At 38.0% G+C, this 26848-nt stretch carries 26 protein-coding genes; 14 read left to right on the forward strand and 12 right to left on the reverse strand.

Going from position 1 to position 26848, the window contains the following annotated elements:
• Window positions 1–532: 532 nt before the first annotated feature.
• Genes J2756_RS09410 through J2756_RS09425 form a run of 4 tightly spaced genes read left to right on the forward strand, consistent with a single transcriptional unit; the run spans window position 533 to window position 3179 of the window.
• Window positions 533–781 (forward strand): FeoA family protein, encoded by a 249-nt coding sequence (locus J2756_RS09410; protein WP_209585023.1) that lies wholly within the window; start codon window positions 533–535, stop codon window positions 779–781.
• Entirely contained in the window at window positions 759–2480 is a 1722-nt protein-coding gene (locus J2756_RS09415) for a ferrous iron transporter B (RefSeq protein ID WP_209585024.1), read from the forward strand. The genes J2756_RS09410 and J2756_RS09415 overlap by 23 nt, the downstream gene beginning before the upstream one ends.
• 27 nt (window positions 2481–2507) lie before the next feature.
• A complete protein-coding gene (locus J2756_RS09420; protein WP_209585026.1) occupies window positions 2508–2684 on the forward strand; it encodes a hypothetical protein in 177 nt (58 codons plus the stop codon).
• A 39-nt stretch (window positions 2685–2723) separates the two neighbouring features.
• Window positions 2724–3179 (forward strand): metal-dependent transcriptional regulator, encoded by a 456-nt coding sequence (locus J2756_RS09425; protein ID WP_209585028.1) that lies wholly within the window; start codon window positions 2724–2726, stop codon window positions 3177–3179.
• Between the two features lie 136 nt (window positions 3180–3315).
• Here J2756_RS09425 and J2756_RS09430 read toward each other — a convergent pair whose 3' ends face one another.
• The 4 genes from J2756_RS09430 to J2756_RS09445 form a co-directional block, all read right to left on the reverse strand.
• A complete protein-coding gene (locus J2756_RS09430; RefSeq protein ID WP_209585029.1) occupies window positions 3316–4287 on the reverse strand; it encodes an alpha/beta fold hydrolase in 972 nt (323 codons plus the stop codon).
• A gap of 266 nt (window positions 4288–4553) precedes the next feature.
• The gene (locus J2756_RS09435; RefSeq protein ID WP_245316020.1) at window positions 4554–5027 is read right to left on the reverse strand and encodes an HIT family protein; all 474 of its coding nucleotides are present in this window, start codon (window positions 5025–5027) and stop codon (window positions 4554–4556) included.
• A 212-nt stretch (window positions 5028–5239) separates the two neighbouring features.
• Window positions 5240–5995, reverse strand: a complete 756-nt coding sequence (locus J2756_RS09440) for a ZIP family metal transporter (protein ID WP_209585031.1) — start codon at window positions 5993–5995, stop codon at window positions 5240–5242.
• A 154-nt stretch (window positions 5996–6149) separates the two neighbouring features.
• On the reverse strand, window positions 6150–6689 hold the full coding sequence (locus J2756_RS09445; protein WP_209585033.1) for an FHA domain-containing protein: 540 nt from the start codon (window positions 6687–6689) through the stop codon (window positions 6150–6152).
• 194 nt (window positions 6690–6883) lie between these two features.
• Here J2756_RS09445 and nucS point away from each other — a divergent pair, with 194 nt between their 5' ends.
• Both nucS and J2756_RS09455 read left to right on the forward strand, forming a co-directional pair.
• The gene (gene nucS, locus J2756_RS09450) at window positions 6884–7642 is read left to right on the forward strand and encodes an endonuclease NucS (RefSeq protein ID WP_209585036.1); all 759 of its coding nucleotides are present in this window, start codon (window positions 6884–6886) and stop codon (window positions 7640–7642) included.
• Window positions 7643–7712: 70 nt separating this feature from the next.
• Entirely contained in the window at window positions 7713–8666 is a 954-nt protein-coding gene (locus J2756_RS09455) for an ABC transporter substrate-binding protein (protein ID WP_209585038.1), read from the forward strand.
• A gap of 100 nt (window positions 8667–8766) precedes the next feature.
• On the opposite strand, the gene J2756_RS09460 is transcribed toward J2756_RS09455, so the two are convergent.
• A complete protein-coding gene (locus J2756_RS09460) occupies window positions 8767–10260 on the reverse strand; it encodes an MFS transporter (protein WP_209585040.1) in 1494 nt (497 codons plus the stop codon).
• Between the two features lie 234 nt (window positions 10261–10494).
• On the opposite strand from J2756_RS09460, the gene J2756_RS09465 reads away from it, so the two are divergent.
• Entirely contained in the window at window positions 10495–11268 is a 774-nt protein-coding gene (locus J2756_RS09465; protein WP_209585042.1) for a metallophosphoesterase, read from the forward strand.
• A gap of 8 nt (window positions 11269–11276) precedes the next feature.
• Here the strand turns inward: J2756_RS09465 and J2756_RS09470 are convergent, their stop codons facing one another.
• The 6 genes from J2756_RS09470 to J2756_RS09495 form a co-directional block, all read right to left on the reverse strand.
• Window positions 11277–11828, reverse strand: coding sequence for an FHA domain-containing protein (locus tag J2756_RS09470; RefSeq protein WP_209585044.1), 552 nt, complete (start codon window positions 11826–11828; stop codon window positions 11277–11279).
• A 199-nt stretch (window positions 11829–12027) separates the two neighbouring features.
• Window positions 12028–13194: a vWA domain-containing protein gene (locus J2756_RS09475; RefSeq protein ID WP_209585046.1), complete on the reverse strand. Its 1167-nt coding sequence runs from the start codon at window positions 13192–13194 to the stop codon at window positions 12028–12030.
• An 81-nt stretch (window positions 13195–13275) separates the two neighbouring features.
• Entirely contained in the window at window positions 13276–14148 is an 873-nt protein-coding gene (locus J2756_RS09480; protein ID WP_209585048.1) for an AAA family ATPase, read from the reverse strand.
• Window positions 14149–14252: 104 nt separating this feature from the next.
• Window positions 14253–14474 (reverse strand): hypothetical protein, encoded by a 222-nt coding sequence (locus tag J2756_RS09485; protein ID WP_209585051.1) that lies wholly within the window; start codon window positions 14472–14474, stop codon window positions 14253–14255.
• Between the two features lie 93 nt (window positions 14475–14567).
• Window positions 14568–14984, reverse strand: a complete 417-nt coding sequence (locus J2756_RS09490; RefSeq protein ID WP_209585054.1) for a TIR domain-containing protein — start codon at window positions 14982–14984, stop codon at window positions 14568–14570.
• Between the two features lie 27 nt (window positions 14985–15011).
• A complete protein-coding gene (locus tag J2756_RS09495) occupies window positions 15012–15311 on the reverse strand; it encodes a ferredoxin (RefSeq protein WP_245316021.1) in 300 nt (99 codons plus the stop codon).
• 186 nt (window positions 15312–15497) lie between these two features.
• Here J2756_RS09495 and J2756_RS09500 point away from each other — a divergent pair, with 186 nt between their 5' ends.
• Window positions 15498–16340, forward strand: coding sequence for a carbon-nitrogen hydrolase family protein (locus J2756_RS09500; RefSeq protein WP_209585056.1), 843 nt, complete (start codon window positions 15498–15500; stop codon window positions 16338–16340).
• A 72-nt stretch (window positions 16341–16412) separates the two neighbouring features.
• Here J2756_RS09500 and J2756_RS09505 read toward each other — a convergent pair whose 3' ends face one another.
• Window positions 16413–16997 carry a HEAT repeat domain-containing protein gene (locus tag J2756_RS09505; protein WP_245316022.1) on the reverse strand — a complete coding sequence of 195 codons (585 nt, stop codon included), beginning with the start codon at window positions 16995–16997 and terminating at the stop codon, window positions 16413–16415.
• Window positions 16998–17433: 436 nt separating this feature from the next.
• Between J2756_RS09505 and J2756_RS09510 the strand changes: the two genes are divergently transcribed.
• From J2756_RS09510 to J2756_RS09535, 6 genes are all read left to right on the forward strand, one after another.
• Complete coding sequence (locus tag J2756_RS09510) at window positions 17434–18177, forward strand: metallophosphoesterase (protein WP_209585058.1); 744 nt, start codon at window positions 17434–17436, stop codon at window positions 18175–18177.
• A 40-nt stretch (window positions 18178–18217) separates the two neighbouring features.
• Complete coding sequence (locus J2756_RS09515) at window positions 18218–20797, forward strand: ATP-dependent helicase (RefSeq protein ID WP_209585060.1); 2580 nt, start codon at window positions 18218–18220, stop codon at window positions 20795–20797.
• 560 nt (window positions 20798–21357) lie between these two features.
• Window positions 21358–22335 carry a peptidoglycan-binding domain-containing protein gene (locus J2756_RS09520; protein WP_209585062.1) on the forward strand — a complete coding sequence of 326 codons (978 nt, stop codon included), beginning with the start codon at window positions 21358–21360 and terminating at the stop codon, window positions 22333–22335.
• Between the two features lie 359 nt (window positions 22336–22694).
• Entirely contained in the window at window positions 22695–24104 is a 1410-nt protein-coding gene (locus tag J2756_RS09525) for a M48 family metalloprotease (protein WP_209585064.1), read from the forward strand.
• 143 nt (window positions 24105–24247) lie between these two features.
• A complete protein-coding gene (locus J2756_RS09530; RefSeq protein ID WP_209585067.1) occupies window positions 24248–24955 on the forward strand; it encodes a class I SAM-dependent methyltransferase in 708 nt (235 codons plus the stop codon).
• Between the two features lie 119 nt (window positions 24956–25074).
• Window positions 25075–26796 carry an ABC-ATPase domain-containing protein gene (locus J2756_RS09535; protein ID WP_209585070.1) on the forward strand — a complete coding sequence of 574 codons (1722 nt, stop codon included), beginning with the start codon at window positions 25075–25077 and terminating at the stop codon, window positions 26794–26796.
• Window positions 26797–26848: the final 52 nt, after the last annotated feature.

The raw sequence follows: 26848 nt of genomic DNA on the forward strand, positions 1-26848 counted from the left end.
TTTTTGATTGTACTGTAGACGGGAGTCTATGGGAACTCTTTAACGCTGCCGGCCATACCCTTTAAAATTATATTACTAAAATAAAACACATTTTTCTAAACTTTAAAACAATTAAAATACTTTATTTTATGTTAAAAATTATTTTTAACCCCATTTAAATTATCCAGGTGATTTAACACCTGTGATCCACTTCATAGTATCTATCATTTGGTAGTGCTATGAACGTGGAACCCCCTTTAATTAATATAATTTATTTTAAAACTGAAACTTAACTTCAAGATTTGAGGATCCATTTTTTTTTATTCACTGATTTTTAATTATTAATTCACCAAGTATTCTGTAGATCAAATTTTAAATTAAGCCACTTACAGATACCTGCTATTTTCTTACCCTAATAAAAACACAAAATTTATATATCATAAAAATGTTAGGTTTACCTAATGGGGTTAGGTTTACCTAACACTTGTGATTTGAATTAGATTACCCAGTAGAATTATCAAATTTATCAAAATTATATATGGAAGGAATGGTAATGATCTCACTTACAAAACTCTCAGTAGGCGAAAATGCAGTTATAGTGGAAATAAAAGGCGGGCTTGGTTTCAAAAAACGTCTTGAATCTTTAAATTTAAGGAAAGGTAAATCTCTTCGTAAGATATCTTCAGCACCCTTCCATGGACCTGTTGTAATTGAAATTGGAGGATGTAAAATAGCCATAGGTCAAGGAATGGCTTCAAAGATACTGGTGGAGGTTGCCCATGAAAATACTTTTAATGGGTAATCCCAATGTGGGTAAAAGTGTTGTATTCTCAAGACTCACAGGTGTTCATGTAGTATCCTCAAACTACCCTGGAACAACTGTGGGTTACACCAAGGGAAAAATAAATGTTGGAACTGAAGAAGCAGACATGATGGATGTCCCGGGCACCTACTCATTAACTCCATCCTGCAAAGCTGAAGAAGTTGCAAGGGACATGTTCTTTGATGAAAAACCTGATCTCGTTGTGAATGTCCTTGATTCAACCAACCTTGAGCGAAACTTGTTTCTCACACTACAGATACTTGAGTCTGGAATTCCAACTGTGATAGTTCTCAACATGTGGGATGCAGCAAAGAGGAAAGGAGTTCACATAAATCTGGAGAAACTCACAAAATCACTTGGAGTTCCTGTTATACCTGCAACAGCAGTAACTGGTGAGGGAATAAATGAAACAGTATCCAAAATAAATGAAGTTTCAAAGGGTATGGATAGTTACAAGCCTAAGATCACTTCCATGAATGGTGATGAGAGATGGGCATTTATAGGCAATATCTTGGATGATGTTCAGAGAATAGAGCACAGACATCCAACCATACTTGAAAGGTTAGAAGACGCATCTGTACATCCAGTTTTTGGATTTGTCATTGCAGCCGTAGTTCTTTACATAACCCTAGAAGTTGTTGTGGGATTAAGCAACATGATGATAACCTACATCATGGATCCCTTCTACTACAACTACTACGGACCATTCATAACCAATCTGATTTCAGGGTGGTTCCCAAACAGCATAGTACAGTCAATTCTTGTGGGAACAGGATACCAAGATGCAACATCCTTTGGAATCCTAACAACTGGGGTGTACGTGGAATTTGCAGTTGTACTGCCATACATACTGTTCTTCTACTTCATGCTGGGAGTTCTTGAGGATTTTGGATACCTTCCAAGACTCGCAGTGCTCATCGATAGTTTGATGCATAAAATAGGGCTTCACGGATACTCAGTAATACCAATAATACTCGGATTCGGTTGCAATTTTCCTGCAGTCATGTCAACAAGGATACTTGAGGGTAAACGTGAAAAATTCATAGCTGCAACATTGATAGCAATTTCAGTACCATGCATGGCCCAAACCGCAGTTATAATTGGCCTTTTAGGTCCCTACGGTCTGCAGTATATTGCAATAGTTTATGGAACCCTCTTCTTAATATTCATATTTGTGGGAATGCTCCTTAACAGACTGATCAAGGGTGAAAGTCCTGAGGTGTTCCTTGAAATACCTCCATACAGAATCCCACACCTTAACACCCTCCTGAAAAAGACATGGTTCAGGGTTAAGGCTTTTGTAATTGAAGCTGTACCCTTTGTTTTCCTTGGAGTTCTTGCAATCAACCTCCTCTACATATTCGGTATTATGAATGTTATTATTGCAGCACTTTCCCCTGTACTTTCAAACCTCTTTGGACTTCCAAACGATGCAATAGGTGCCCTTGTAATGGGACTCTTAAGAAAGGATCTTGCAACTGCAATGCTTGCACCATTGAACCTTGGAATCAACCAGCTGGTTGTTGCATCAACAGTTCTTGCAGTGAGTTTTCCATGTATCGCAACCCTTGTTATCCTCCTGAAGGAAATTGGAATTAAAGATACTCTGAAAACACTTGCACTCATGATGGGCATGGCGCTGGTTGTTGGAACCATACTCCACCTTATACTTGGATAAAAAAAATCGATATTATATGGTGATCAAATGAAAATTCTTGATTTATTGAAAAGATCCCTTAAAAAAACCCTTAAACACGACTGTGAAAGTTGTGGAATGTGCAGTAATGACTCTGTTCATGTAAAATGGGTTACTAAAGAATCTGACAAGGACAGAGATGATGATGCAGAGGATGCTTCTGCAGATGAAGGGGAAAATAATTAAATAGAGAACAAGATAATGAATGAAGAGGAGGTTAATTAGATGAGCAGTTCTCTGAAACTTACCAAGAGTATTGAAGACTATCTGGAGGTCATGTACAACCTTCAAAAAAACAATGGAACCATAAAAGTTAAGGATATTGCATTGAATCTTAACGTTAAACCTCCGAGTGTTGTTGAAGCAATCAAAAAACTTTCTGAAAGTGAACTTGTCTCATACGAACGTTACGGGGATATAAATCTCACCAAAAAGGGGTTTGAGATAGCAGAGAATGTTATACACAAACATGATATAATTAAAAACTTTTTAAATATCCTAGGTGTAGATATGGATACTGCAGATGAAGAAGCATGTGCAATGGAACATATTTTGAATTCTTCAACCATAAACAAACTTAAAAAATTTGCAGATTTCGCGAAGATGTATCCTGAAGCTCCAAATTTTTTTGAATCATTCCATCACTACGAGAAATATGGGGAATTACCTGATAATGATTGATTCAGATTTCAAAATCTATCTCAATCCTCATTTTTATTAATCCCCTATTTTAAACAACTTTTTATCAATACCTTACTGAAACAACTCTTTTAATAAAAAAAAATAAAAATATATTAATATATTCTCATAGGAACATCTAAAATTGAGATAAAAAATTTTCAATGGGGGTTTCCATTTTTTCAACTTCATTGATACCCAGATGGCCCAGTTTAGATTTATACAAAACCAGTTCTGAATTATCTATAGCTTTTGAAAGTGGAATAGCATCCAATTCTGGTGGGAAGAAATTATCCTCTTCAATACCAATAATAAGGGTTTTTGCTTTGATCTTAGATAACTCTGGTTCCAGGTTGTAGGAAATTGCAGCATCATTCCTCCAGACAACATCGTTGGCATCCATTTTTCTACCTTCAATTCCCTGTTCATTAAAAGCATGGAGCAACTCAGCATTATCACTGAACTCATGATGATAGTAAGAATCTGAGAAGACAAATAAGAACTCGAGCTTGTTAACCTTTTCAAGTGCATCTTCTGGGTTGTGAATGTACCTGCCCCTTTGATAATCTGGATCTTTCTGGATTATGGAGTTGCAAAGCTCAGACATTAACAGATTCCTGCCCTTAACAGATGGACCCGTTACAATGGGTACAATAAAATCCATAAAATCAGGGTGTCGCACTGCCCATTCAAGACTCTGAAAACCGCCCATGGATGTTCCAACCACACCTTTAAGATGTTTGATGTTTAATTTTTCATTTAAAAGACGGTACTGTGCATTAACCATATCTTTCACTGTGTACCTCGGAAAATCAGCACCCAAACCCGAGTTTGATGGTTTGGACGATCCTCCAGATCCCAGGGAAGTTGTGCAGATTATGAAATATTTATCAGTATCAATGGCCTTCCCAGGCCCCATAATGGGCTTGAAACGCTTTACAGATCCGTAGTCACCAGAGGATCCATGGATGAAAAGTACTCCATTGGTTATATTACCATGGGCATCCTTCCTGGCAGTTCCAAAACTGGCGTACTCCATCTTCAATTCTTCCAAAACATCTCCAGATTTGAATTCAAAGTCTTTCAAGTATTCAAATGACGGTTTTAACATGGGAATTCCAGCTCTCCTCTAACTTCATTATTAACCTTTAATTTTAAAAGAATTTTTTTAAAAAAATAGTTACAGATCCTTTTTAATCAAATTTCAACCATTTTTTTTACTATGAACTAAAAAAATATTATAAAATAGGGTAAACAGTGTATCAAGTTCATATTAAGAATTTTTACATTTTAATTGATATAACACAACATTATTTTTTTTATAAAGCTTTTTATAGGTACTGCCCATTTACTGTTGGATATAACTTCAATTCAATCTCAAAGATTCTCCCTTATTTTGTCTGAAATAATTTTTCTGGTTTGGAGAGATATGTTCTTAATGGGTTGGGGTTTCATATGGCCGAAGTATACATCTTCAAATGTTAAACCATTCAATTTCACTTCATGGTTGTAACGAGGTATTAAATGCCAGTGAAGGTGTGGTTCTGGGGGGTTCTTCAGGTAAGATGCATTCATCAAACAGCCCCAGTTGAACATGGTGGCATTGAAGGCCCCCTTTAAAGTATGTTCCATTCTTTTAACCAGAAATGCGAAATCCTGCCATTCCTCCAGTTCAAGGCCTGATAAATTCTCTAAATGTCTATTCAACGCCAAAACACAGGTTCCAATGAGACTCTGGTTGGGTGCTAAAAAAACTATCCAGTGACGAGTTTCTAAAAGAAGATCCCCGAAGTTCTCCTTTTCCAGAATTTTACAGTACTTGCATTCCATGTTAGTAGTATGTGAATTCATGTAAATAATTTGAATGAATTTTGAACTCATAATTGACTTCAATGAACGCCTTCTTCAAAATCCAATGAAACAATTTTTCATAAATAAAAATCATCATTAACTCCAAATGTAGCACAGTTAAAAAGGTAGATTTGAAAATAATTTTATGAGAAGTTTCAATCTTAAACCAATTCAAACCTTTAAATTTAATTCATAAACTTTAAAATCAAGTTTTAACCTAACTTCGATAGAATGAAGGAAATTATGAACCCCAGTACCGTTATCATACCTGCAAGGTTATGTGTTTCTGAAAAAGCTTCAGGAATCATGGTGTCAACGAGCATGGCAAGGATACCACCTGCTGAAAGAGATAAAACAATTGCTATAACTCCAGGATCGAAATGACCGAATATGGTGTAACCTGCAAGGGATGAAAAACCTGTGCAGATGGTTACTCCAATCCAGAGGAGAAATACAGGCGCTGCACGCCAGCCCATTGTTTTGAGTCCTGCAGAACTTGAAAGACCTTCAGGTATGTTTGAGAGAAATATTGCAACAACTGTTGCAGTGCTCACAACACCTCCCTCGATCATGGTGAGTCCTATGGCTATGGATTCAGGTATTCCATCGATGATGGAACCCACTGCAATTGCAGGGCCGCTGCTTTCAAAACCATTTCCTGATAACATCTTTTTATCGGAACGTTTACGATGCTTGGCACCGCTGCGTGCAAGGTAGATATTTGCAGCTGTAAAAATGGTTGCTCCAAGGAGAAATCCAAGGATAACATTGTAAACTCCTCCAACAGTGTAGGCTTCACTGAGAAGTTCGAATGAAACTGCGGACATCAGAACTCCTGCACCAAATGCCATTATGGCTGCGATGATACGCTGTGGAATTTTGAAGAAGTACCCTGCAACAGCACCAACGAGCAGTGCTGAGCCTGCAAACAAACCCCATATTCCTGCCATCATCCATGTTGGAAACATTTTATTAACCCTTCACCATTCATTACTTAAGATTGAATCTAACTCAATGGATTATTGTCAGAGGATTCTTATAATTTTTCTTATTTAACACAGTTAATGCAAAATAATCAGAGTGTACTTTCAAGGAGTTATATATTTAAATAGAAACTTTGAATTAAGTTAAGGAATTCTCCTCCAGATAATGGAGATTCAAAACCTTTGCAACACATATTTCATCTCCATCTCCCAGTTTTATTTTTCCAAGACCCTTTATGTTACGTCCATTGATCATGGTCCCATTCTTAGTGTGGAGATCCTCAATGTAAACCCCATCATCAAACTTTGTGAGCCTGAAATGAGTTTTTCCTATAAATAAAAGCTTTTCAGATGAAACAAGACCTAAAAAATCTTCCCTTCCAAGTACATGTTCATAGTTTTTTATAACGACCTCATTTTTATTATCCAAAACAAGCTTTGCAAGTAGATTTTGGGGTTTTATCAATACTGTATCTTCTTCCATTTTCGGCTTTGATTCAAGCCTTCTTTGAAGGTATATTAAACCAAAACCAATTATAATTGCTGTTATAACTGCATAAAAGAAGCTTTTCAGAGGATTTTTAGACCAGTTGTAGAGTATGCTGCTTAACAATATCAGTAAACTAATTACAAGGAGTATGTAAATTAAGATCATCTTCCAATGAGATTTTGTCTTCAAATTTAACACCTGAAGCTCTTAATGACTTCATCAGAACTTTTAAGTAATTTATAAGCACTATTATTATCTATATTTGGGGGATTATATATTTGATTGGACTGTTTTTTGACCTGGAAATACTGAATAATTATTAAAAATAATGTAAAACATATTATAGGTGAGGTATTTCTGTCAGTTCCGTTAAAAATGATTCTATGAAATTTTTATCAGAGAAAAATCCAGATATCCAGCGCACATTTGAAATCATAAATGAAGGAATATCAAAAAGAGCTTTCATAGTTCTAATGGCATGTTGCAAGGTTTTATATCAGGGCAGGGCCCGGAGCCGTTTGGGATCCGGTGATAGATTCATCATAATCAAGCCAGACGGATCATTCATGGTTCACCAGGACAGAAACCTGGAACCTGTAAACTGGCAGCCACCTAAATCCAACTGCAAGGCAAATCTGAAAAACGGCATCCTCCATATCACAGGCTCAAGAAGAAACCCACCTGAAAGTCTGGAAGTGGAAATCCACTCCACCTACATGGCATCATATTTCATTGGGGAAGATTCCAAGGAACTGGAACTTGCAGGTTACGAGGAAAACATGAGGGAAATGGTTTTTGAAAGCCCAGAACTCATTGAAGAAGGGTTCAGACCAACAAGCAGGGAATATCAAACAGAAAACGGATTCATTGACATACTTGGAAAGGATAAAAATGGCACATTAATGGTTCTTGAACTTAAAAGCCGACGTGCAGGTGTTAACGCTGTGAAACAGCTGAAGAAGTACATGGACTGCTTCATGGATCACAAGGAATTCGTCAGGGGCATGCTGGTTGCACCATCGGTAACAGACGATGCAATGGAACTATTGGAGGAATACCAGCTTGAATTCAAGGAACTTAAACCTCCAATGGAACTTGGTGGGGGTAAAAATCTGACTCTGGACTTTTTCAGCTCCAGTTAACGCATCTTATTTTAATAAGATGAAAATAGAAAGATTTTATCAGATTTTATAAAAAATCAGGTTGGTTCACATGGAAAGGTATATAATAATTTTATTTGCAACGATCTTAACAGTATGCCTTGTTGGGGGCACATATAACTATTACACAGTTTCAGAGGAAACTATCACTGTAGGCTACCTTCCCACTAACCATGATTCTGCACTCTTTGTTGCAGATGCAAAGGGAATGTTTGAGAAGGAAGGAGTAAATATGCAGTTGGTTCCATTCAGGGATGGTTCAAGCCTTGTAGATGCATTAAATGATGGAAAGATCGATATTGGTTACTGTGGAGTTACACCAGTTACAACTGCCATCAGCCAGAAAAAACCCATAAAAGTTGTTGCAGCGGTGAACGAAGAAGGAAGTGGCATAGTTGTTGCTAAAAATCTTAGTGTGACTTCTGTCAATTATCTTGAAGGGAAAACAATTGCAGTACCTAAGAATGGTTCAATACAGGATGTTCTCTTGAATTATCTCTTTTGGAAGAATGGTTTAAACATTAGTGAAGTTAAAATCCATGAAATGGAGGTACCACTCATGCCAGGAGCCTTGAAAAGTGGAGAAATTGATGGATTTATAGCGTGGGAACCCTACGTGTCCATTTCAAACCTTTCAAGTACTGGGAATGTGTTTATGTATTCGGGTGACATATGGAAGAACTATCCATGTTGTGTTGTTGTTGCAAGTGAAAGTTTCATAAATAAAAAGCCTGAACTTCTCAGAAAATTCTTAAGGGTACATATGGAAGCAACAGATTACGTCAACAACCATAAAGATGAAACAGCAAAAATTGTGTCAAAAAAATTAGGAGTTAACCTTAAAAGTGAGGAAGTAGCTGTGGAACATGTTAAATTTGTGGCAATCCCTTCAGATCAATTTGAGACAGACACATTAAAGATAATAGACATTCAAAAACGTATTGGTTATATTAAAGACAATATTACACCAAATGAAGTATTTGATCTGCAGTACCTTCCTACATAACTATCCTTAAAATTAGAATTCAAGTTTAAACTTTTTTTTTATCTTCTTTTTTTATTTTAGATATATTCAAAAATTATATTCAATATCCTATTGGTGGATTTTAGAGATCTTCGGGTTTTGATGGAACCTCTGAATTTTCAATTTCTGAATTTTCATGGGACAGTAGTATGAAGATCAATATTAAAATACTTATCACAACCCCCATTAGGAATGCATCATGAAAACCTGTTAAAAGAGTGTTTACAGGTGCACTCATCTGAAAGGCACCATTTGAGGTCATACCTTCAATATTTGAAGAATTAGTTTTTATAGTTGCTTCAAAGACTGTTTCGAACAATACAACACCCATTACAAGGCCCAAATATTTGCCTGTGTTCAAGAGGCTTGAAACAGAGCCCATTTTTTCAGCTTTACTGTGGCTCATTACCTGTTTGGTATTTGCAGGTGAAAATATTCCCTCTGAAAGTGATCTAACAGCAAGTGCAATGAATATGAACACAATACCAATAGTCTGGTTTAGAAGGGTAAAAAGAATCAGTGCAACAGTCAGTGTTATGCCCGCTATGATTGTGGGGATACGTGAACCAAACTTATCTGATATGCGGCCGGAAATTGGGCCTGCAAAGATGATGAGCAGGGTTGGTGCAAGGATCAGAAGACCTGCAAAATCTGTACTGTAACCCATAACAAGTTCCAGGTAAAATGGCAGTAAAAAAATCGTTCCAGTAAGGACTGTGCTTATCAGGAAAGCTGCAGTTATTGAAAAGCTAAGCTGCAAATTTTTTAAGAGTGAAACATCAAAGAGAGGACAGGCCTGCCTGGACTCCCACACAAAGAATATCACTGTAATGATAACTGAAAGTGAAAATGTGCCCATAATAAGTGGAGAAGTCCATCCTATTGTTTTACCAAGTTCAAGTGGCAGGATCAGGTTCATAACTGCAAGAAAAACCAGAAGTGAACCTGCCAAATCAAATTTGGGCCGTTTTTTGGTTATTTCCTCATGGGGAATCACAGTTCTAACCATGTAAATTGCAAAGATTCCCATTGGTACTGTGCTGAAAAAGATCCAGTGCCATCCCATATTTTCTGTTATAAAACTTCCAACACCGTATCCAAGTGCAAGTGCAAGGGTTGTTGCAAGTGAGATGTATCCAAAGGCCCAACCTCTTCTATGGTGTTCGAAATTGGATGATACAAGTGCTGGGGTCATTGAAAGCATCATTGCGGAGCCCACACCCTGAAATATTCTTGAAGCTATGAGCTGAAAAATATCAAGGGATATGCCACAGAAGTAAGATCCAATTGTAAATAATAGGATTCCATAAAGAAAAACCTTTTTATAACCTATGTAATCTCCAAGCCTTCCAAATATCAAGAGAAAACTTGTTAAAATAATTAAATGGGCCACAACAACCCATGAAACCATTCCAGTACCAATATCCAGATATTGGGAGATTGTTGGAAGGGATATGGTTACAATTCCTGCGCTGAAGGACCATATAAACATGGGTAATGCAAGAGTAAAAATTGTTAGCCTTTCACGGGTTTTGGAGTTTTTTACATTATTTTTACCATAATCCACGTTTCCCACACAATCTCTCCTTCTATAAACTCCCTTAATCTTTATTATATTTAATATAACCTATGTAAATTTCAAGTAAAGCTAATTCATATACTTTCATTGAAGAAGATAGGATATATTTTTTTAATTTAAATCCTTGAATCCCCATGAGGGTTATAGGTATGTGATCTTATTCTCAAAATAATAATCCAGTTTCCAACAATTCCTACAAGTACAAATACTAAAAAAACACAAATTAATATTATGGGTCTGTACAATGGAAAACTTATAGAACTACCTAAAAAGGGCCGTGCACTTATTGTAACGGACTTACATGGTAACTTAGAGGATTTCAACAGATTTATTCAGATATGGAAAGATTTTAAGGATGTTAATGATTACTTCATAATAACCGGCGATCTCATACATGCCATGGGTGCTGAAGACGACAGATCCCTGGAACTTCTGGATTATGTGAAGTCCCACTGCGAAACCTTCAGAAACTTTCACTTACTCCTTGGAAACCATGAATGGGCAACCATTTCAGATGTTTCAATTTACAAGGGCGGAGTTAACCAAACCCTGAGCTTCGAAGTTCTCCTCAAGGGAAAATTTGGAGCTAAGTGGAGGGAAAAATTGGATGAATACACAGATTTCCTGGAAAAACTTCCAGTAGCAGTTAGAACTCAAAACAAAGTGTTTATAAGCCATGCAGGACCTCCTAAGGATGTTAAAAGTGTCAAAAACCTTGTGAACATTGCAGATGGGGGTTACCTTGGAAATACTAATCTATTTCAGATACTGTGGAACCGCTATGGAGATTACTCCAAAAAAGATTTGGACTGTTTTTTAAAGGTTGTAAATTGTAATGCCATGATAGTGGGCCACACACCAGTTGATGGAATTAAGTTGATTGGTAAAAAACAGTTGATAGTTTCCTCAAGCTACAGCAGGGGTAAAAAGGCTTATGTTGAACTGGATCTTAGAGAAAAAATAGGAGATGCTGAAGATCTGTTGAAAATGGTCAGATACATATAATACATAATTCAGGGGATCAGATTTTTTTCATGGTACTCAAGATCTAATATCTTTGCAACCACTATATTGTCCCCATCATTTAGTTTAACCCTTTCACGACCCTTAAGTTCATGTTCATTTATTTTTGTACCATTTTTAGTGTTTAAATCTTCTATAAAAAAGCCTTCTAAGGTTCTAATGATTTTTAAGTGTTCTTTACCCACAAACAACAGATTGTCTGGAGATGTAACCCCTAAAAAATCTTCTCTTCCAAGAACTGTTTCAGCACCCCTTATTGAAATCTTTTCAGAATTTGGAAGCATGAGCATCCCATGAGTTCTTTCAGGGACTGTGAAACGTGTTAATGTGTTCTTCAAAATTTTAGGTTCTGGTGAAAAATGTTTGTATATCTTTTCAACAGCCAAACCAAGTATTAAAGCCATTAATAATGCAAATAGGATGTCCAGCCACTGATTCTGGAGCCAAAGCACCACTGAATTTGTGTTAAAAACTGTGAATATCAACAAAACTGCAGTAAAACTGGATAATAACAAGTTCATGGATAGATTAAGCAGTGACATTAAAGACACTCCCCAACATTTCTTCAAATACCTGGTTTTATTTATAAATATTATGATTATTATTTTTTACCCATGAATTTCTTGAAGATCAGTTTTCACATAATTCAAGCTTTAAAAATTTTTAAAATTGAATTTAAAAATAGATCATACGGTTTTTTTCATGTAAATCTTCATGGAATTTAGGAATGGTGTTTTCAGTTCATATGTTCATCACAAGATCTGCAAGCTGGCTGAGATTCCTCACTTCGAAAAAATCAGCTCCAGCATCTTCGTAGTAGGAAACACAGCTGTCAACAACGTTCCACTTATTACGGGCTTCAGGGTTAAGCACAATAACTCTCTTCGCCCTTCGAGCTATCTCTTCAAGGACATCTGCACTTAAAGGTTTTTTACCGGATTTTGGCCCGGCCCAGTCCCTGCAGTCACTTAAAATCAGGACATAGGATTTATTGTTAATGTTTGCCTGGTTCTGGAAGCTTTTAAATGCAGTGTACATGTTGGATGTGCCATGTATCATGCTGCTTTTCTGCCTCAAATCCTGAACCTTAACGAATGCATCAATCAAATTGACCTCTTCAAGGGCAGATGTTGTTTCAAGGGTTTTGTTGTCGAAATCAAATATTCTAGCACGATTGAAGGATGTTTGAGCTGCGTAGACCATGCAAAAAAACCAGCTGCTTATCCAGTCACAGGAACCACTGACATCGTTCAGGAAGATGTGTTCATTCTTTTTGATCTTGGGTTTGCTCCTGACAAGATCTATAAGTGTTCCACCGTACTTGAGGTTTTTACGCATTGTCCTGCGGATATCTGGCCGCATGTTACGGGATTCATTACGTCTGCGGGCTCTTTTATTGGCTATTTTCCTTCCAAGCTTCTGACATAGATCCAGAAGTTCTGGTTCAAATGAATTCAGCTTGGTTATGTCCCTTTGAAGAAGTTCAGATTCATCAAACTCATTCTTGAGGTTTTCATCCAGAGGGGGCATGTAATCAAAACCATCAAGAGCAGATTTTTCAGCCTCCACCTTTTCAGGTTCCATCACCTTGAAGGAGTAGTTATAGGCCTTCAAGAACCTTTTTGAATTGTAACGCTTTTTGGATGAGTTTGTGATTTCTTCTTCACTTTCTTTAGTTGTATCTGATTCTCCTGGATGAAAAAGAGAATCAAAGGCTTTTTCAAAGGTTGGAAACTGTCTTCTGTCCTTCAAGTATATGGCTGCAAGCGCATCCCTCAATACGTCTTCATTTTCATTTGAATCCTTTTTTAAAAGTTTATAAGCTTCAATTGCAGTTTGCGTGCTTCTCACACTTGCAGGAATGCCCTTTTCCCTTAAAAGTCCTGAAAATTTGACTATTTTATCCATAAAAACCTGTTCCAATCATTTTTTTTAGGATCAGAATATTCACTTTCACGGGATGAAAGAGAAGGTATTTTTTCAGCCTATTCACTTCTTGGAGTGGAAGAGCTCCTTCAAAACCTTTTTTTTATCATCTTCACTTTTTAGGACAACACCAACAGTTTTTTTAAGTGTTGCATCGTTTCCATCAGAACTTCCAAATGCCCTAACAGTTTTAACCCAATCCACAGTGGCCCTGATGGATGGTTTTTTAGTGAGGTTAAGCTTTCTGATACTTTGAATCATTCTCACAACTTTTTTCAACATTTCTGGTGATGCATCAGGCACTCTGGACTTTACAATTGATAATTCTCTCTCAAAAGAAGGATAATCTATGTATAAAAACAGGCATCTATCCTTGGTTTCATCAAGAAGCATCCTCTGGGAGTTGGATGTGAGTATAACCATGAGGTCGTTCTGCAGGCTGAAAGTTCCAAGGTCGTTGACTGTGATCTGGCCCTCTCCAAGTGCCTGAAGGAGAAAACTTTCAACTTCCTCATCAGCCTTATCGATCTCATCTATAAGGATCACTGAAGGTTTTTCATTCATAAAGGCAGACAAAAGAGGTCTTTTAATGAAAAATTCACCACTGAAAACATCATCATCCCTATTGGTTCCTTCAGTTTTTGTTATTTTGGACATTTCAAGGTGTAAAAGCTGTTTCTGATAGTTCCACTCCCCAACTATCTGCTCGAAGGTGATCCCCTCGTAGCACTGCACCCTAAAAAAATCCCTTCCAAATGCCCTTGCAACTGCTTTGGAAAGCTCAGTTTTACCCACACCTGGCGGACCCTCAACAAGCACTGGTTTTTTAAGTTTTAAGGCCAAAAAAATAGTTGTAGCAATGCTGTCGTCAGGAATGTAGTTACTTTCATTTAAAACCTGTTTTAAGGTTTCTATAGTTAGATCTTCATCTTTCATAGTTAATCATCAATTTATGAACAGATACCTATAAATGATTTCTCCTTGGATATACTGCCACGATTTTCTATTCCTATTTAATTCAGAAACAATTCAATGAGTGATTAATTAAATTCTTTTTCGAGTTTAAGACTAAGTTCACGGTTTTTATCTTCATCCTGAAGCCAGATCTTAACTTCCCTCCAGACCTCATTGCACCTGTCAGAAGCATCCCTACCAATGGCCCTGCGAACTGCAAGGTCAACTTCTTTTCTCTCTTCCTTTGAACCTGGATTTATTCCAATTTCTCCCAAAAATTCCTTCATATGCCTTATGTAGCAGCTCATACCTATCAAATCCCCCTTGCTTTCAATGACATGATCCTTCAAAAAATAAAGAAATAAATTTTATAATAACGTCATGGTAAAATCAAGTAACCATCAATCATCGTATTCATCATAATCATCGTAAGGTCCGCTTTTGCGTATATTATCCACCACACAATGGGTGTTCCATCCAACAACCCCTGAAGCCATTGATTCAAGGTTTCCAGGCACATCTTCCATACCCCATGGTCTGATAACAACCACGGGTTTTTCAAGTTCCATGGCCACATCCATCTGCATCTTGATAAGCGCACTGTTCTTGGAGTAAAGACCAGATAGAATTACAACCACATCAACAGGCTCAATCTGTTTGTAAATATCATCTTTCAAGTTTTTTCCAGGAACGGAATAGTTTTCCCACTGAAAATCATAGGAATCATTGAGTTTATCAATGAATCTTGTGTACTCCTCATCTTCCTCAGAGATATGACTCACGAATATTTTATAAGTATTCAATTCTTCTTCAAACACAAAGGAAACCTCCGTTTAACCACATTTCTAAATCACTTCAGCCCCATCTTCATAGACATGGATACACATAACAGGACAGCTTTCTGCAGCATCAATACAGCAGTCTGCATCTTCAAGTTCAAGTTCTTCAACTTCGGCCTTTTCGGAACCTTTAATATGTGCAAAAGCATCTTCAGCCAATTCAAAGTATTCTGGACACAGATCTTCACAGGTTCCACATGATGTGCATTTGTTTCTCTCAATGGTTACCTTAAACATGTTTGTATCTCCATTCTTTTCATGAAATTCAGTTGGAATTAATTCAGAATTCTTCAATTCAATGCACATTTAATACATCTCTAAACAAGGTTTCTTTAGATAAATTAAATTCATGTATCAAATGTTATAAGAACCTACAACTTTATATTAAAATGAAGTTTTTAATACTTATTTGGGTTCGCCTTGAACTGATTATGTGTATTAAAACTATTGATAAATTTATCATTAATAAAATTCTGTTAACCAGGAGATACCATGAAAAACCATTTTAAACTCGCAGTGTGCCAGATGGACGTGTTGGACAACAAAGAAGTGAATGTAAAAAGAGCTGTGAAGATGATAGAATCTGCTGCCCAAAATAAGGCTGAAATGGTTTTACTGCCTGAAATGTTCAACTGCCCCTACGACAACAGCAAATTCAGGGAGTATGCAGAGTCAGTTGAAAAGAGCAGCACTCTTGAGAGAATATCGGAGGTTGCTAGAAACTCTGGAGTGTACGTTGTTGCAGGTTCCATCCCTGAACTCGATGATGGAAAACTCTACAACTCCAGTTTCATCTTCAACAGAAAGGGCGAAATAATGGATGTTCACAGGAAAATGCACCTCTTTGACATCCATGTTCCAGGAGAAATAAGCTTCAGGGAATCTGAAACCCTGACTGCCGGAGACAGGATAACAGTGGTTGAAACTGATCTCTGCAAAATTGGGGTTGTTATATGTTATGACATAAGGTTTCCAGAGCTTTCACGTTTAATGGTGGATAAAGGAGTTGAATTAATCCTGTTACCTGGAGCATTTAACATGACAACTGGTCCTGCCCATTGGGAAGCTTTGATGAGAGTCAGAGCTGTTGATAATCAGGTTTACCTTGCAGCTGCCTCTCCCGCAAGAAACGAAGAACTCTCATACGTTGCATACGGCCATTCAATGGTTGTTGATCCATGGGGAAAGATATTGAGTCGGGCTGGTTCACATGAAGAGATAATATATGCAGAGATAAACTCATCCAGAATTAATGATGTTCGAAATCAGCTTCCCCTTCTAAAAAATAGGCGTGAAGATATTTACCAGATTACTGAGGTTTATAATCCAAAATAAGGAATAATGTTTAATGTAATATTGATGTTTAATGAAGTTGGATAAGGATGGATTCAAGAAAATTAAATCCATTCATTTACCTATCTTCTTCAAGGCTTTGTTTGCAACCTTCTTGAAATCCTTGTCACCGGTTGCAGCACGTCTGGCCTTTTTAATAGGATCTATGGCTCTTTCATCACCTATATCTCCCAGGGCCTTTGTAACAGCAACTCTAACTCCCCAGTCCTCATCGCCCAGGAGTTCTATCAATGGTTCTGTGGCAGTTTTATCCCCTATTTCGCCAAGGGATTTGGCTGAAAATTTTCTGGCACTCCAATCTTTAGATTTAAGGGCTTCTATAAGGTCAGAAACAACACTGTTGTCACCTATATCTTTTAGAATGAATGCAGCGTACTTCTGCATGTTACCAGAATCATCCTTCAGGGCATCAAGCAGAGGCTTAATTGCAGGTTTTCCTATTTTTCCAAGGGATTTGGCTGCATGAAACCTTACATTTGGGTTTTCATCGTTGAGGGATTCAATTAAAGGATCCAAAGCATCGTTTCCACAGTTTCCAAGGGCTTTTGCAGCTTCAATTCGGATTTCTGGGTCTTCATCATTTAATTTTTCAATAATCTCTTTGATTTCCATGTTACTTGAGTTATCAGAATCTGGCATTAAAATCACCAACATTTTTCTTGTGTATCTTATTTTATAGAATATATGGAGTTTCTTATTAACTTGATATCCATTTTAACTGATTTAATTGGATATCCCTTTTATACATTTACCTTAACTGGGCTTGATCTTAAAACTAGTTTTATGTATTTACTCTGTTATTTGGTAGTATAATACCATTTTCATGATCCCCAACTGAAATCAAGATGAATTCATTGTAAATTTATAAAAATAAACATCATAAAAATATCATAAAAAATAGTTTTCACCATCAAGTACATAATTTATAAATAAAATTAGAAGTAGAATATCTGGATAAAAAAATAAAAAATTTTACCTGTATTCCTTTGAGGATCTATGAGAACAAGATAATAAGATGTTAATGAAATTGAATTTTAAGGATAAAATCAACTAATTTAAGGAGAAAACAAATTAAATGGATAAAAACTATATTTATGGGGCTGAAATCACAGATTTAGCTCTTTTAATTCAGGACAATTTGATTTTATCAGATCTGCACTTTGGATACGAGGAGGCCCTTAATGCAGAGGGTATAATGGTTCCGAGGTTTCAATATAAGAAGATCCTGGCTCGACTTGGGGAGATCATTGAAAAAACCCGTTGCAGTCGCGTGATAGTAAACGGTGACCTGAAACATGAATTTGGAAGGATCACCCGCCAGGAATGGAATGAGATATCAAGCTTCATAGAGTTTCTCAAGGACAACTTCCAGGATGTTGTGCTCATTAAGGGCAACCATGATAACTTCACAAGGTTCATAGCTGAGAGAATGGATTTGGAAGTTTACGAGAGTTTTTCACTTGAAAACTTTTTAATACTCCACGGCGATAAGGTTCCAGATGATCTGGAAAAAATCAATGAAGAAACACTCATAATAGGTCATGAACATCCATGTATAGGTATTAGGAGTGGAGAACGTCTTGAAAAGATTAAATGCTTCCTTAAAGGCAGATTTAAGGGTAAAAATCTGGTGGTGATGCCCTCTTTTAACTTCGTAACTGAAGGATCGGATATTCTCCATGAAAAAGCATTATCCCCATTTTTAAAGGATAAGACTGTTGATTTCAATGATTTTGAGGTTTTTGGAGTTGAAAATTTTGAAGTTCTCTACTTTGGAAAGATAAGGGACATAATACGGGTTAAGGAACAGTTTTACTGAAAGATGTGGTTGATTTAAAAAATTCTAGACTAAAGATAAAATGATAGAAAAACAGGATAAAACCTACAAGGACAAGGAAATTTACAGAATACTGCATCCATGGGTTAATAAATGGTTCAAATCCAAGTTTAAAACCTTTTCAGAGGCCCAAAGGCGTGCAATCATGGACATACACAACCGTGTGAATGTTCTGGTTTCCTCACCAACAGGTTCAGGTAAAACCCTAACAGCATTCCTATCGGTTATAAGTGAGCTAACTACCTTGGCAGAGAGGGATGAGCTGGAAGATAAGGTTTACTGTATCTACATTTCACCTTTAAAGGCCCTTGACAATGACATCGAGAAAAACCTTGAAGAACCCCTTTCTGAAATAGAGGAAATATCTGGAAGGAAACTCGGTATCAGAAAGGCGGTTAGAACAGGGGACACAACCCCTTATGAACGTTCTAAAATGCTCAAGATACCTCCCCACATAATGATAACAACTCCAGAAACACTTTCAATCCTCCTCTGCGCTCCGAAGTTCCGGGAAAAGCTCATGGATGTTCGGTACGTTGTGGTTGATGAGATCCATTCCCTTGCAGATAACAAACGTGGAATACATCTCAGTTTAACACTTGAAAGGCTTCAAAACCTTGCAGGACACTTCACACGTATTGGGCTAAGTGCAACTGTCCATCCACTTGAGAAGATTGCAGGTTTTCTTGTGGGATATGAGTACGGTGAGGTTCGAAACTGCAAGGTGGTCGATGTTAACTACCTTAAAAAGCTTGACATGAAGGTTTTAAGTCCTGTTGAGGACATAGTGGAGGAGGATCCAGAGGAGATAAATAGATCCCTCTACGCACTTCTTGATGAACTCATAAGCTCCCACAAAACAACCCTGATCTTCACGAACACACGTAGTGGAACTGAAAGTGTTGTTTTCAACCTTAAAAAGAAGTTTCCAGATAAGTACAGTACAGATAATATAATGGCCCATCATTCATCCCTTTCCAAGGAGCTGCGGCTTGAAGCAGAAAACAAACTCAAGGAGGGTGAGCTTAAAGTTGTTGTGTCTTCCACTTCATTGGAATTGGGGATAGATATAGGGTTCATTGACCTGGTTGTCCTTGTAAGCTCCCCTAAATCTGTTTCCCGTGCACTTCAACGCATAGGGCGAAGCGGCCACAGGCTTCATGACAAATCCAAGGGCAGGATAATAGTTGTTGAACGTGACGACCTGGTTGAGTGCTCCTTGATACTGAAAAATGCAGTGGAGGGAAGGATCGATGAGATACACATTCCATCCAACTGTCTGGATGTGCTCTCCCAGCAGATCTACGGAATGGCAATAGAGAAGAAATGGGTTATTGATGAGGCATACACACTTATCAAGGGCAGTTATCCCTACCGCAACCTTTCAGAGAATGATTTTGTAAGTGTACTTAGTTACCTTGCAGGGGAGTACACGAGCCTTGAGGAGAGGTATGTTTACGCTAAGATATGGGTTGACTGGGACACCAAGATGCTGGGTAAACGTGGAAAACTTGCAAGAATGCTTTACTCCACCAACATAGGCACAATACCTGACAGGTCCTCTGCAAGGGTTAAATGTGCTGGTGAAGTTGTTGGACATATTGAAGAGGATTTCATGGAAAAACTCCGGAAGGGTGACACCTTCGTTCTTGGTGGGAACATATACCGCTTCAATTATGCCAGGGGAATGACGGTGAATGTAACACCCTCATCTGGACCTCCAACCATTCCTTCATGGTTTTCTGAACAGCTGCCCCTGGCATTTGACCTTGCAATGTCCATACAGAACTTCAGGGCAATGATGGAGGTTAAGTTCAAGGCAGGAAAGAGTAAGGAGGAGATCATAGATTTCATACACGAGTACCTTTACGTGGATTACAATGCTGCAAATTCAATTTACAGCTACTTCAGGGAACAGTACCTCTATGCTGTGATTCCAAGTGCCAGAACACTTCTTGTAGAGTTTTACACAGGTTTTGGTGGAAGAAAATTCATGGTTTTCCATTCTCTCTTTGGAAGACGGGTTAACGATGCCCTTTCAAGGGCTGTGGCCTACATCATTGCCAGAAAATATAAGAGGGATGTTATGATATCTGTTTCAGACAATGGATTTTACCTGAGCTCTGAGGGTAAGATCGGTGGACTCGATGCCTTCAATGAACTCAAATCTGAGAACATTGAGGAGATACTTGTCAAAGCCATTGATAAAACTGAAACCCTGGCAGGGAGGTTCAGGCACTGTGCAGGCAGATCCCTCATGATACTGCGCAGATACAAGGGACAGGAGAAGAGTGTATCGCGTCAGCAGGTGAAGGGTAAGATCCTCCTGAAGTTCGTTAAGGATCTTGATGAAAACTTTTCCATACTGAGGGAAGCCAGACGTGAAGTGATGGAAGACTTCATGGATGTTAAAAATGCTAAAAAAGTCCTTGAGATCATAGAAGATGGTAGAATGAACATAAAACAGATAAACACAAGAATACCATCTCCATTTGCATTTAACCTGGTTGCCCAGAGCTACCTGGATGTTCTGAAGTATGAGGACAGAATGGAATTTATAAGGAGAATGCACCAGGCAATAATTAAGGAGATAGGAGATTGAAAAAGGTTTTTTAATTTTTTAGTTGATTTGTTGAGATCATCTAATGATTTAAGATCATCTGAATGATTTAAACTAAAGGATTCAAAGTTTGATCCCGTGGATTCACATTATTAATTCATAATGCTCCTAATAATAAAAGACCAGTTTTTCAAGGATCATTTATTAAATTAATCATCTTCATTGAGTTTTTATTCATAACTAATGAAATTCACGCTTAAAATATCCCAATCCCTCTGATTTACTTCTAATAGCAAAAATCTCTCTTATTGGTTATTTACTTATTCTTAATCCTCATTTATTTGAATTTAAGAGATATGTCCGATTTATAAATCCTTTAACTCGGGCTTATTTTGTTATAAGTGCCATTAATTGTTTTTATTTTTTGAATTTGGTCATATTTTGTTCCCCAATCCTTAAATAGGGCATGAATTAGTAAGATCGGATTAGGGGTACGATGAAAAGGTTTAAACTTGCTTTTTTTCCTTAAATAGCTTCTAAACGTGCCTATTTTTTAAAAATAAACCGTAATCTTTATATATAATGCCAAAGTGAACATGTGTTTGTCCGGAGGCGATTGTTGTTTTTTTCAACAATCTGGACACGGAGGCGATAAAATTAAGCGAAAAACCACATATGCAACAATTTTTGCATTGTGTGTGATGTTCAGCACTCTGCCATTTGCAGGGGCTGCTGACACCCAGAATACCAATGTAACTCAAAGTACAAATCAAAATACAGTCGGAACAAATGCGGTTACCGACAATGGCTTGAAAATAGGTGCAAACGGAGACCAAGTTGTCACACTACAGAAATGGCTCAAAAACCAGGGATACTACACAGGAAACATCGATGGATCCTTCGGTTCCTACACCAAGTTAGCTGTTAAATACTTCCAGACAGATTCAAACATAACTGTTGATGGATGGGTGGCTAATGAAACTGTAGGTGCAATGACGCAACTCACAGGAACAAATCCATTCTCAGTAACATCAGGAACTTCAAGTAGTTCTACAGCAAGTTCTACAGATTCAACCAGTTCTACAGCAAGTTTCAGTGATTCAACATCCAGTGATTCAGACAGTTCCACAGACAGCTCTTCAGATTCAACACATGAGTTAAGGAGCGGTAGTGCATCAGCAAGTACCACAACTACAACCAGCACATCCAGTACAAAAACTTCAACCAAAACCGAAACTACAACAAGTACAAGCTCCAGCTCAGGATCCAGTTTATCCGAGATCCTTGCAAGCGGTGCAAAGTACGGCTACAGTCATTCAGCAAGTACAGCATCTGGAATGGTAAGTGGTGGAAGTGGTGATTGTTGGGCAATGAGTGCTTACCTCTACAGCAAACTTTCAGCTGCAGGTATCCAATCAAGGATAGTTCAGTACTCAACAGCATACTCATCCAGACACAGATCAGTTCAGCTCTACGGAAGCAGTGGATGGTACGATGTTCCATACGGAAGCTACGGTTACAGTACCATGTTCAAGGCCACCTCAAGCAAGCCAGGAATGACATTAATAGCAAGCAGTTAAACAGTGAACAGTAAGTACACTGTGCAGAAGCATTTTTGAATATTTCACCGCTTTAAAATCAGTTTGCGGAAGCACAGTCAGATAAGAGGAGTTTGTAGGTTTTATACCTATAAAACTCTCCCTTTTATTTGGAGTTCACATGATAAACACAATTCTTTTAAAAAAATAAAGAAAACTTATTTTAAAAAATTCAGATATTAGGAAATTTATAATACCCTCCTTTTTCAGAATTATTAATTGATAATATTCATGGATTAAAATAAGATAATGTAAAAATAAATGAAGCTATGAAACGATTGATAATATCCATATCCTAACATATTGTTGTTATGCCTAATAGTTGATCAGAGGTTTTATCAATGTCTGAAAACAGGTCTTATCCATTGGATATTGAAATATCACCAGTTTACATTGATAAAATACTGCATTTTGTAAGATTCTATTATCTACGCCAGCAGCCTGAAAACTTCAGAAACATCCGTAAAACACGTGAAGGGCTATTCTTCACAGCAAGTGATGATAATAGATTATGGAATGCTGATTTTTTCCTTAAAGCATCCAGTCCTATTCATGTTGATGTTGATGCATCTATCAGCACACCTGATTCTGTTTTGGATGAAATAAAAGAGGATCTTCTTTTGGTTGTTAAGATCTATGAGGAACAGATAAACAGATCCACTTTGTACTTTTCATGGGTTGAGGGTGAGGACATCATTCCAGAAGAACTTCCAACCATCAGAAAAAGGCTTTCAATCAGGATGCTGACGAGTAACATGCTCCTCCTTTACATACTCTTTTTTTCAATTACCATTATTCTATTCCTTTTATTTGGGGTGTACGGTGTTTTTGCGTTTATCTTCATCCAGTTCTGCATAGTTCTCCTGTCTGATAAGATATTCATGCGAACAGGCCACTGGAAAATCACCGAAAAAAATCCATACGTGCACGTAGTCCAGTACAACCTTTCCAATGGAGAATTTGATGAATTCCAGAAAAAATTCAGTAAAAAGATGATCATGAACATGAAAAGTGAGATCTACAAAAGATCCCTGGCAGTTGGGAAGGAACCAAGCTGTGAACTTGGAGAAGAAGTTTTTGAAAGCTACGGCATGACCTGTAATCCACAGCACAAATCAAGCAAGGTTGTAAATGTTTACAGCATAGTTAAGACTGCAGTTGACAGATTTGGACTTCCAATGCCCAGCATTGTTATTTCCAACAACATGGTTCCCAATGCCGCAGCAACAGGTCCCAGTCCCACGAGGGGAGTGGTGCTCATAACAACGGGTCTCTTAGTGCACCTTGAGGAGGATGAAATACTAAGTGTGATTGGTCATGAACTGAGCCATCTCCAGGGCAGAGACCCTTTAATACTTTTTGGAATTATAGCAGGGGAGTTCATACTACGTTTAACAGTTCTACTCCCTGTTGTAGTTTTATCACCCTTTTTATACCTATTCATTGTGATTTGGTCTATATACTTCGTTGCCAAGTTTTTTGAAGCCCGAGCTGACCTGGTTTCTGCTATGAAAATAGGTCAGCCTGAAGTTCTTGCAGAGTCCCTGCGTAAAATCGGTTACGCACGTCTGGCCCATGAGAGGAAACCTTCCAGTAGAATTCCAAGTTGGCTGCGACTTGATACTCATCCACCACTCTACTTCAGGATAGACAGGCTTGAAAGAATGAAGGATCTGGAGAAAATCAAAAATCCACTGTTAACATCAATAAAGGATGTATTTTTAGGCTTTAAATCAGCCTTTGGACTTTGAGCACATTCAGATAAGGATTTGGTTTTTCTGTTGAAAAATGACATATTGATCCTTTTTGAAGTTTCTCCAGTGACACACAGCAGATCCCTTGAGTTCATAAAATCAGCCCATAACCATTTCCATAACCATGATCAATTTATACCATGGATTCTGAAGCATGGTGGAAACAGTTCAAGGGAAAGGAAACTCCTTCCACAGTACATCTAGATGATTCATTTTTTAAGATGGTTCCAAAAGGTTCTAAAGTTCTTGATTTTGCATGTGGCTGGGGAAGAATGGCTTTTAAGTTGCAAGAAAAGGGATATGATGTTGTTGGTTTTGATATCAATGAGGATGCTGTGGAGAATGCTCGTAAAGCTTCAAAAAAATTCAATCAGATACACAAAAACAGGGTGAGTTTTGATGTTGCAAATGCACGGGATCTGCCCTATACTGAAGGATCATTTGATGCCTGCTTGATACAGGCCTTCATGACGGCACTGGTTGATCCAGAACACAGGGAAATGGTTCTGAATGAAGCAAGCAGAGTTCTAAAGGAAGATGGAATTCTTTACCTTGCAGATTTCGGGCAAAGCTGGGACAATTCCCTTTACAGAGATAGGTACCTGAAGGATTTTTCCCTGACTGGGGAAATGGGAACCTTCATTGTAACAGAGGATGGCAATCCTGAAAGCCCTGAAATTTTCAGAGCCCACCATTACACAAGAAAAGAGTTAATGGAACTTATCGAGCCAAGATTTGCGGTTGAAATGTTTAAAGAAACAGTTTTCACAACTTATCATGGAAATAAAACCACAGGATTTGTAGTAATAGCTCGAAAGATTGATTTTTTAGGTATGGAATCATTTTAATTATTGTTACTGTCCTTAAAAATTAAATCACTCCAAATTAAATCATCACCGGTACGATGAACAGATATTAGTTAAAAATGGGATTTGAAGGTTAAGGTAATATTGGGAGAAACTAAAACATGCAAACGAAGGAAAAACTTCTCCAAACACTTAAAAGGATAGATGGAAGGGGATACAAGGCCTACAATGATATAAAGGGGACTTATGATTTTGGAAGCTTCATATTACATGTTGATCATGTTCAGAGAGACCCCTTTGCAGGCCCCTCACTTTTAAGGGTGGAAGTCTCAAGAAAAGATGCTTCATTTCCATCTGAACTTCTTAAAAACAGCCAGAGAAAAATTGCACTTGAGGATTACATAGCACGTGCCTTTAAAAGTGCAATAGATCATCATGTTAAAGGAATCAGGGGTAGTGGTAAGAGTGGAACCTTCCGCATTGACAGTGGAGGTCAGGAAGTTCTTGAGAAAACTTGTGTAAACCTGGCTGATGGAGATCTGGAGCTACGATTTCAGTTGGGGCTTCCAGCACAGGGCAGAAGGATCATGGGAAAAGCAGCTGCAGGTATGTTCATGAACATACTTCCAGCCCTTGTTGAATCATCCTGCTTCCACAGCAACTTTCCACATGATGATGTTGAAGAACACGTGAAAACCTATGAGGATGCAGATTACATAAGGGGAGCACTTTCAGGTATGGGTTTGGTTGCATTTATTGCAGACGGATCCATACTTCCCAGGGAGAGTGGAGTTTCCCAGTATCCAATGAAAGATGCAGTTGCCTTCAAATCACCAGATTCAATGAGAGTAACCATTGAAACACTCAACCATGGGCCTATTGCAGGTATGGGGATCAGGGAAGGTGTCACAATTGTTGTTGGTGGGGGATACCATGGTAAATCAACCCTGCTCACTGCCCTGGAGAGGGGTGTTTACAATCATGTTCCTGGTGACGGCAGGCAGTTCGTTGTGACAGATGATTCTGCAGTTAAAATAAGGGCAGAGGATTCAAGGTACATCGAAAGGGTGGATATAAGTTCTTTCATACATAAACCACCCGGAATCATGGACACCTCTGAATTTTCAACTGAAAATGCCTCGGGATCAACATCCCAGGCAGCCAACATCATCGAGGCAATGGAAATCGGATCAAAGGTTCTCCTCTTTGATGAAGACACATCAGCCACGAACTTCATGATACGCGACCAGAGAATGCAGCAACTGGTTTCAAAGGAAAAGGAACCTATAACTCCCTTCATCGACAGGATAAAGGAACTTTACAGGGACCATGGAGTGTCAACCATCATGGTCATGGGTGGATCCGGAGACTACTTCGATGCAGCAGACAGTGTACTGATGATGGACAGCTACACTGCACACGATGTAACAGAAGAAGCAATGAGGGTTGCAAATGATATTCCTGTAAAACGTATAAAAGAAGTTAAATCTAGCTTCAAATTTAAAAAACGCTGCCCAAAACCTGGGAGTATAAAACCCTTCAAGGGAAGGAAGCTGAAACTCGATGTTAAGGGTGTTTCTACAGCAATTTTAGGCATGAACACAATAGATCTCTCTCAGGTGGAGCAGTTGATTGACCCGAGTCAGACTCGATCCATAGTCCATGCAATCTATCATGCATCAAAGAAGCACATGGATGGTAAAAAAACACTGAAGGAGGTTTTAGATCTTCTGGAGAAGGATATAAATAAAAATGGGCTTGATGTGCTCTCAGCCCATCCTGGAAGGTACCCTCCAAACCTTGCAAGACCACGTAGATTTGAGATCGCAGCTGCAATTAACCGTCTCAGAACCTTGGAAGTGAATATGGATGGGAATGGATAATTTTTATTTTGAAAAGTCCATTCAAATCCCCAGGAACTACTTTCAGGATTTT

The sequence above is a fragment of the Methanobacterium aggregans genome (genome assembly GCF_017874455.1).
In the GTDB taxonomy this organism is placed as follows: Archaea; Methanobacteriota; Methanobacteria; order Methanobacteriales; family Methanobacteriaceae; genus Methanobacterium_C; species Methanobacterium_C aggregans.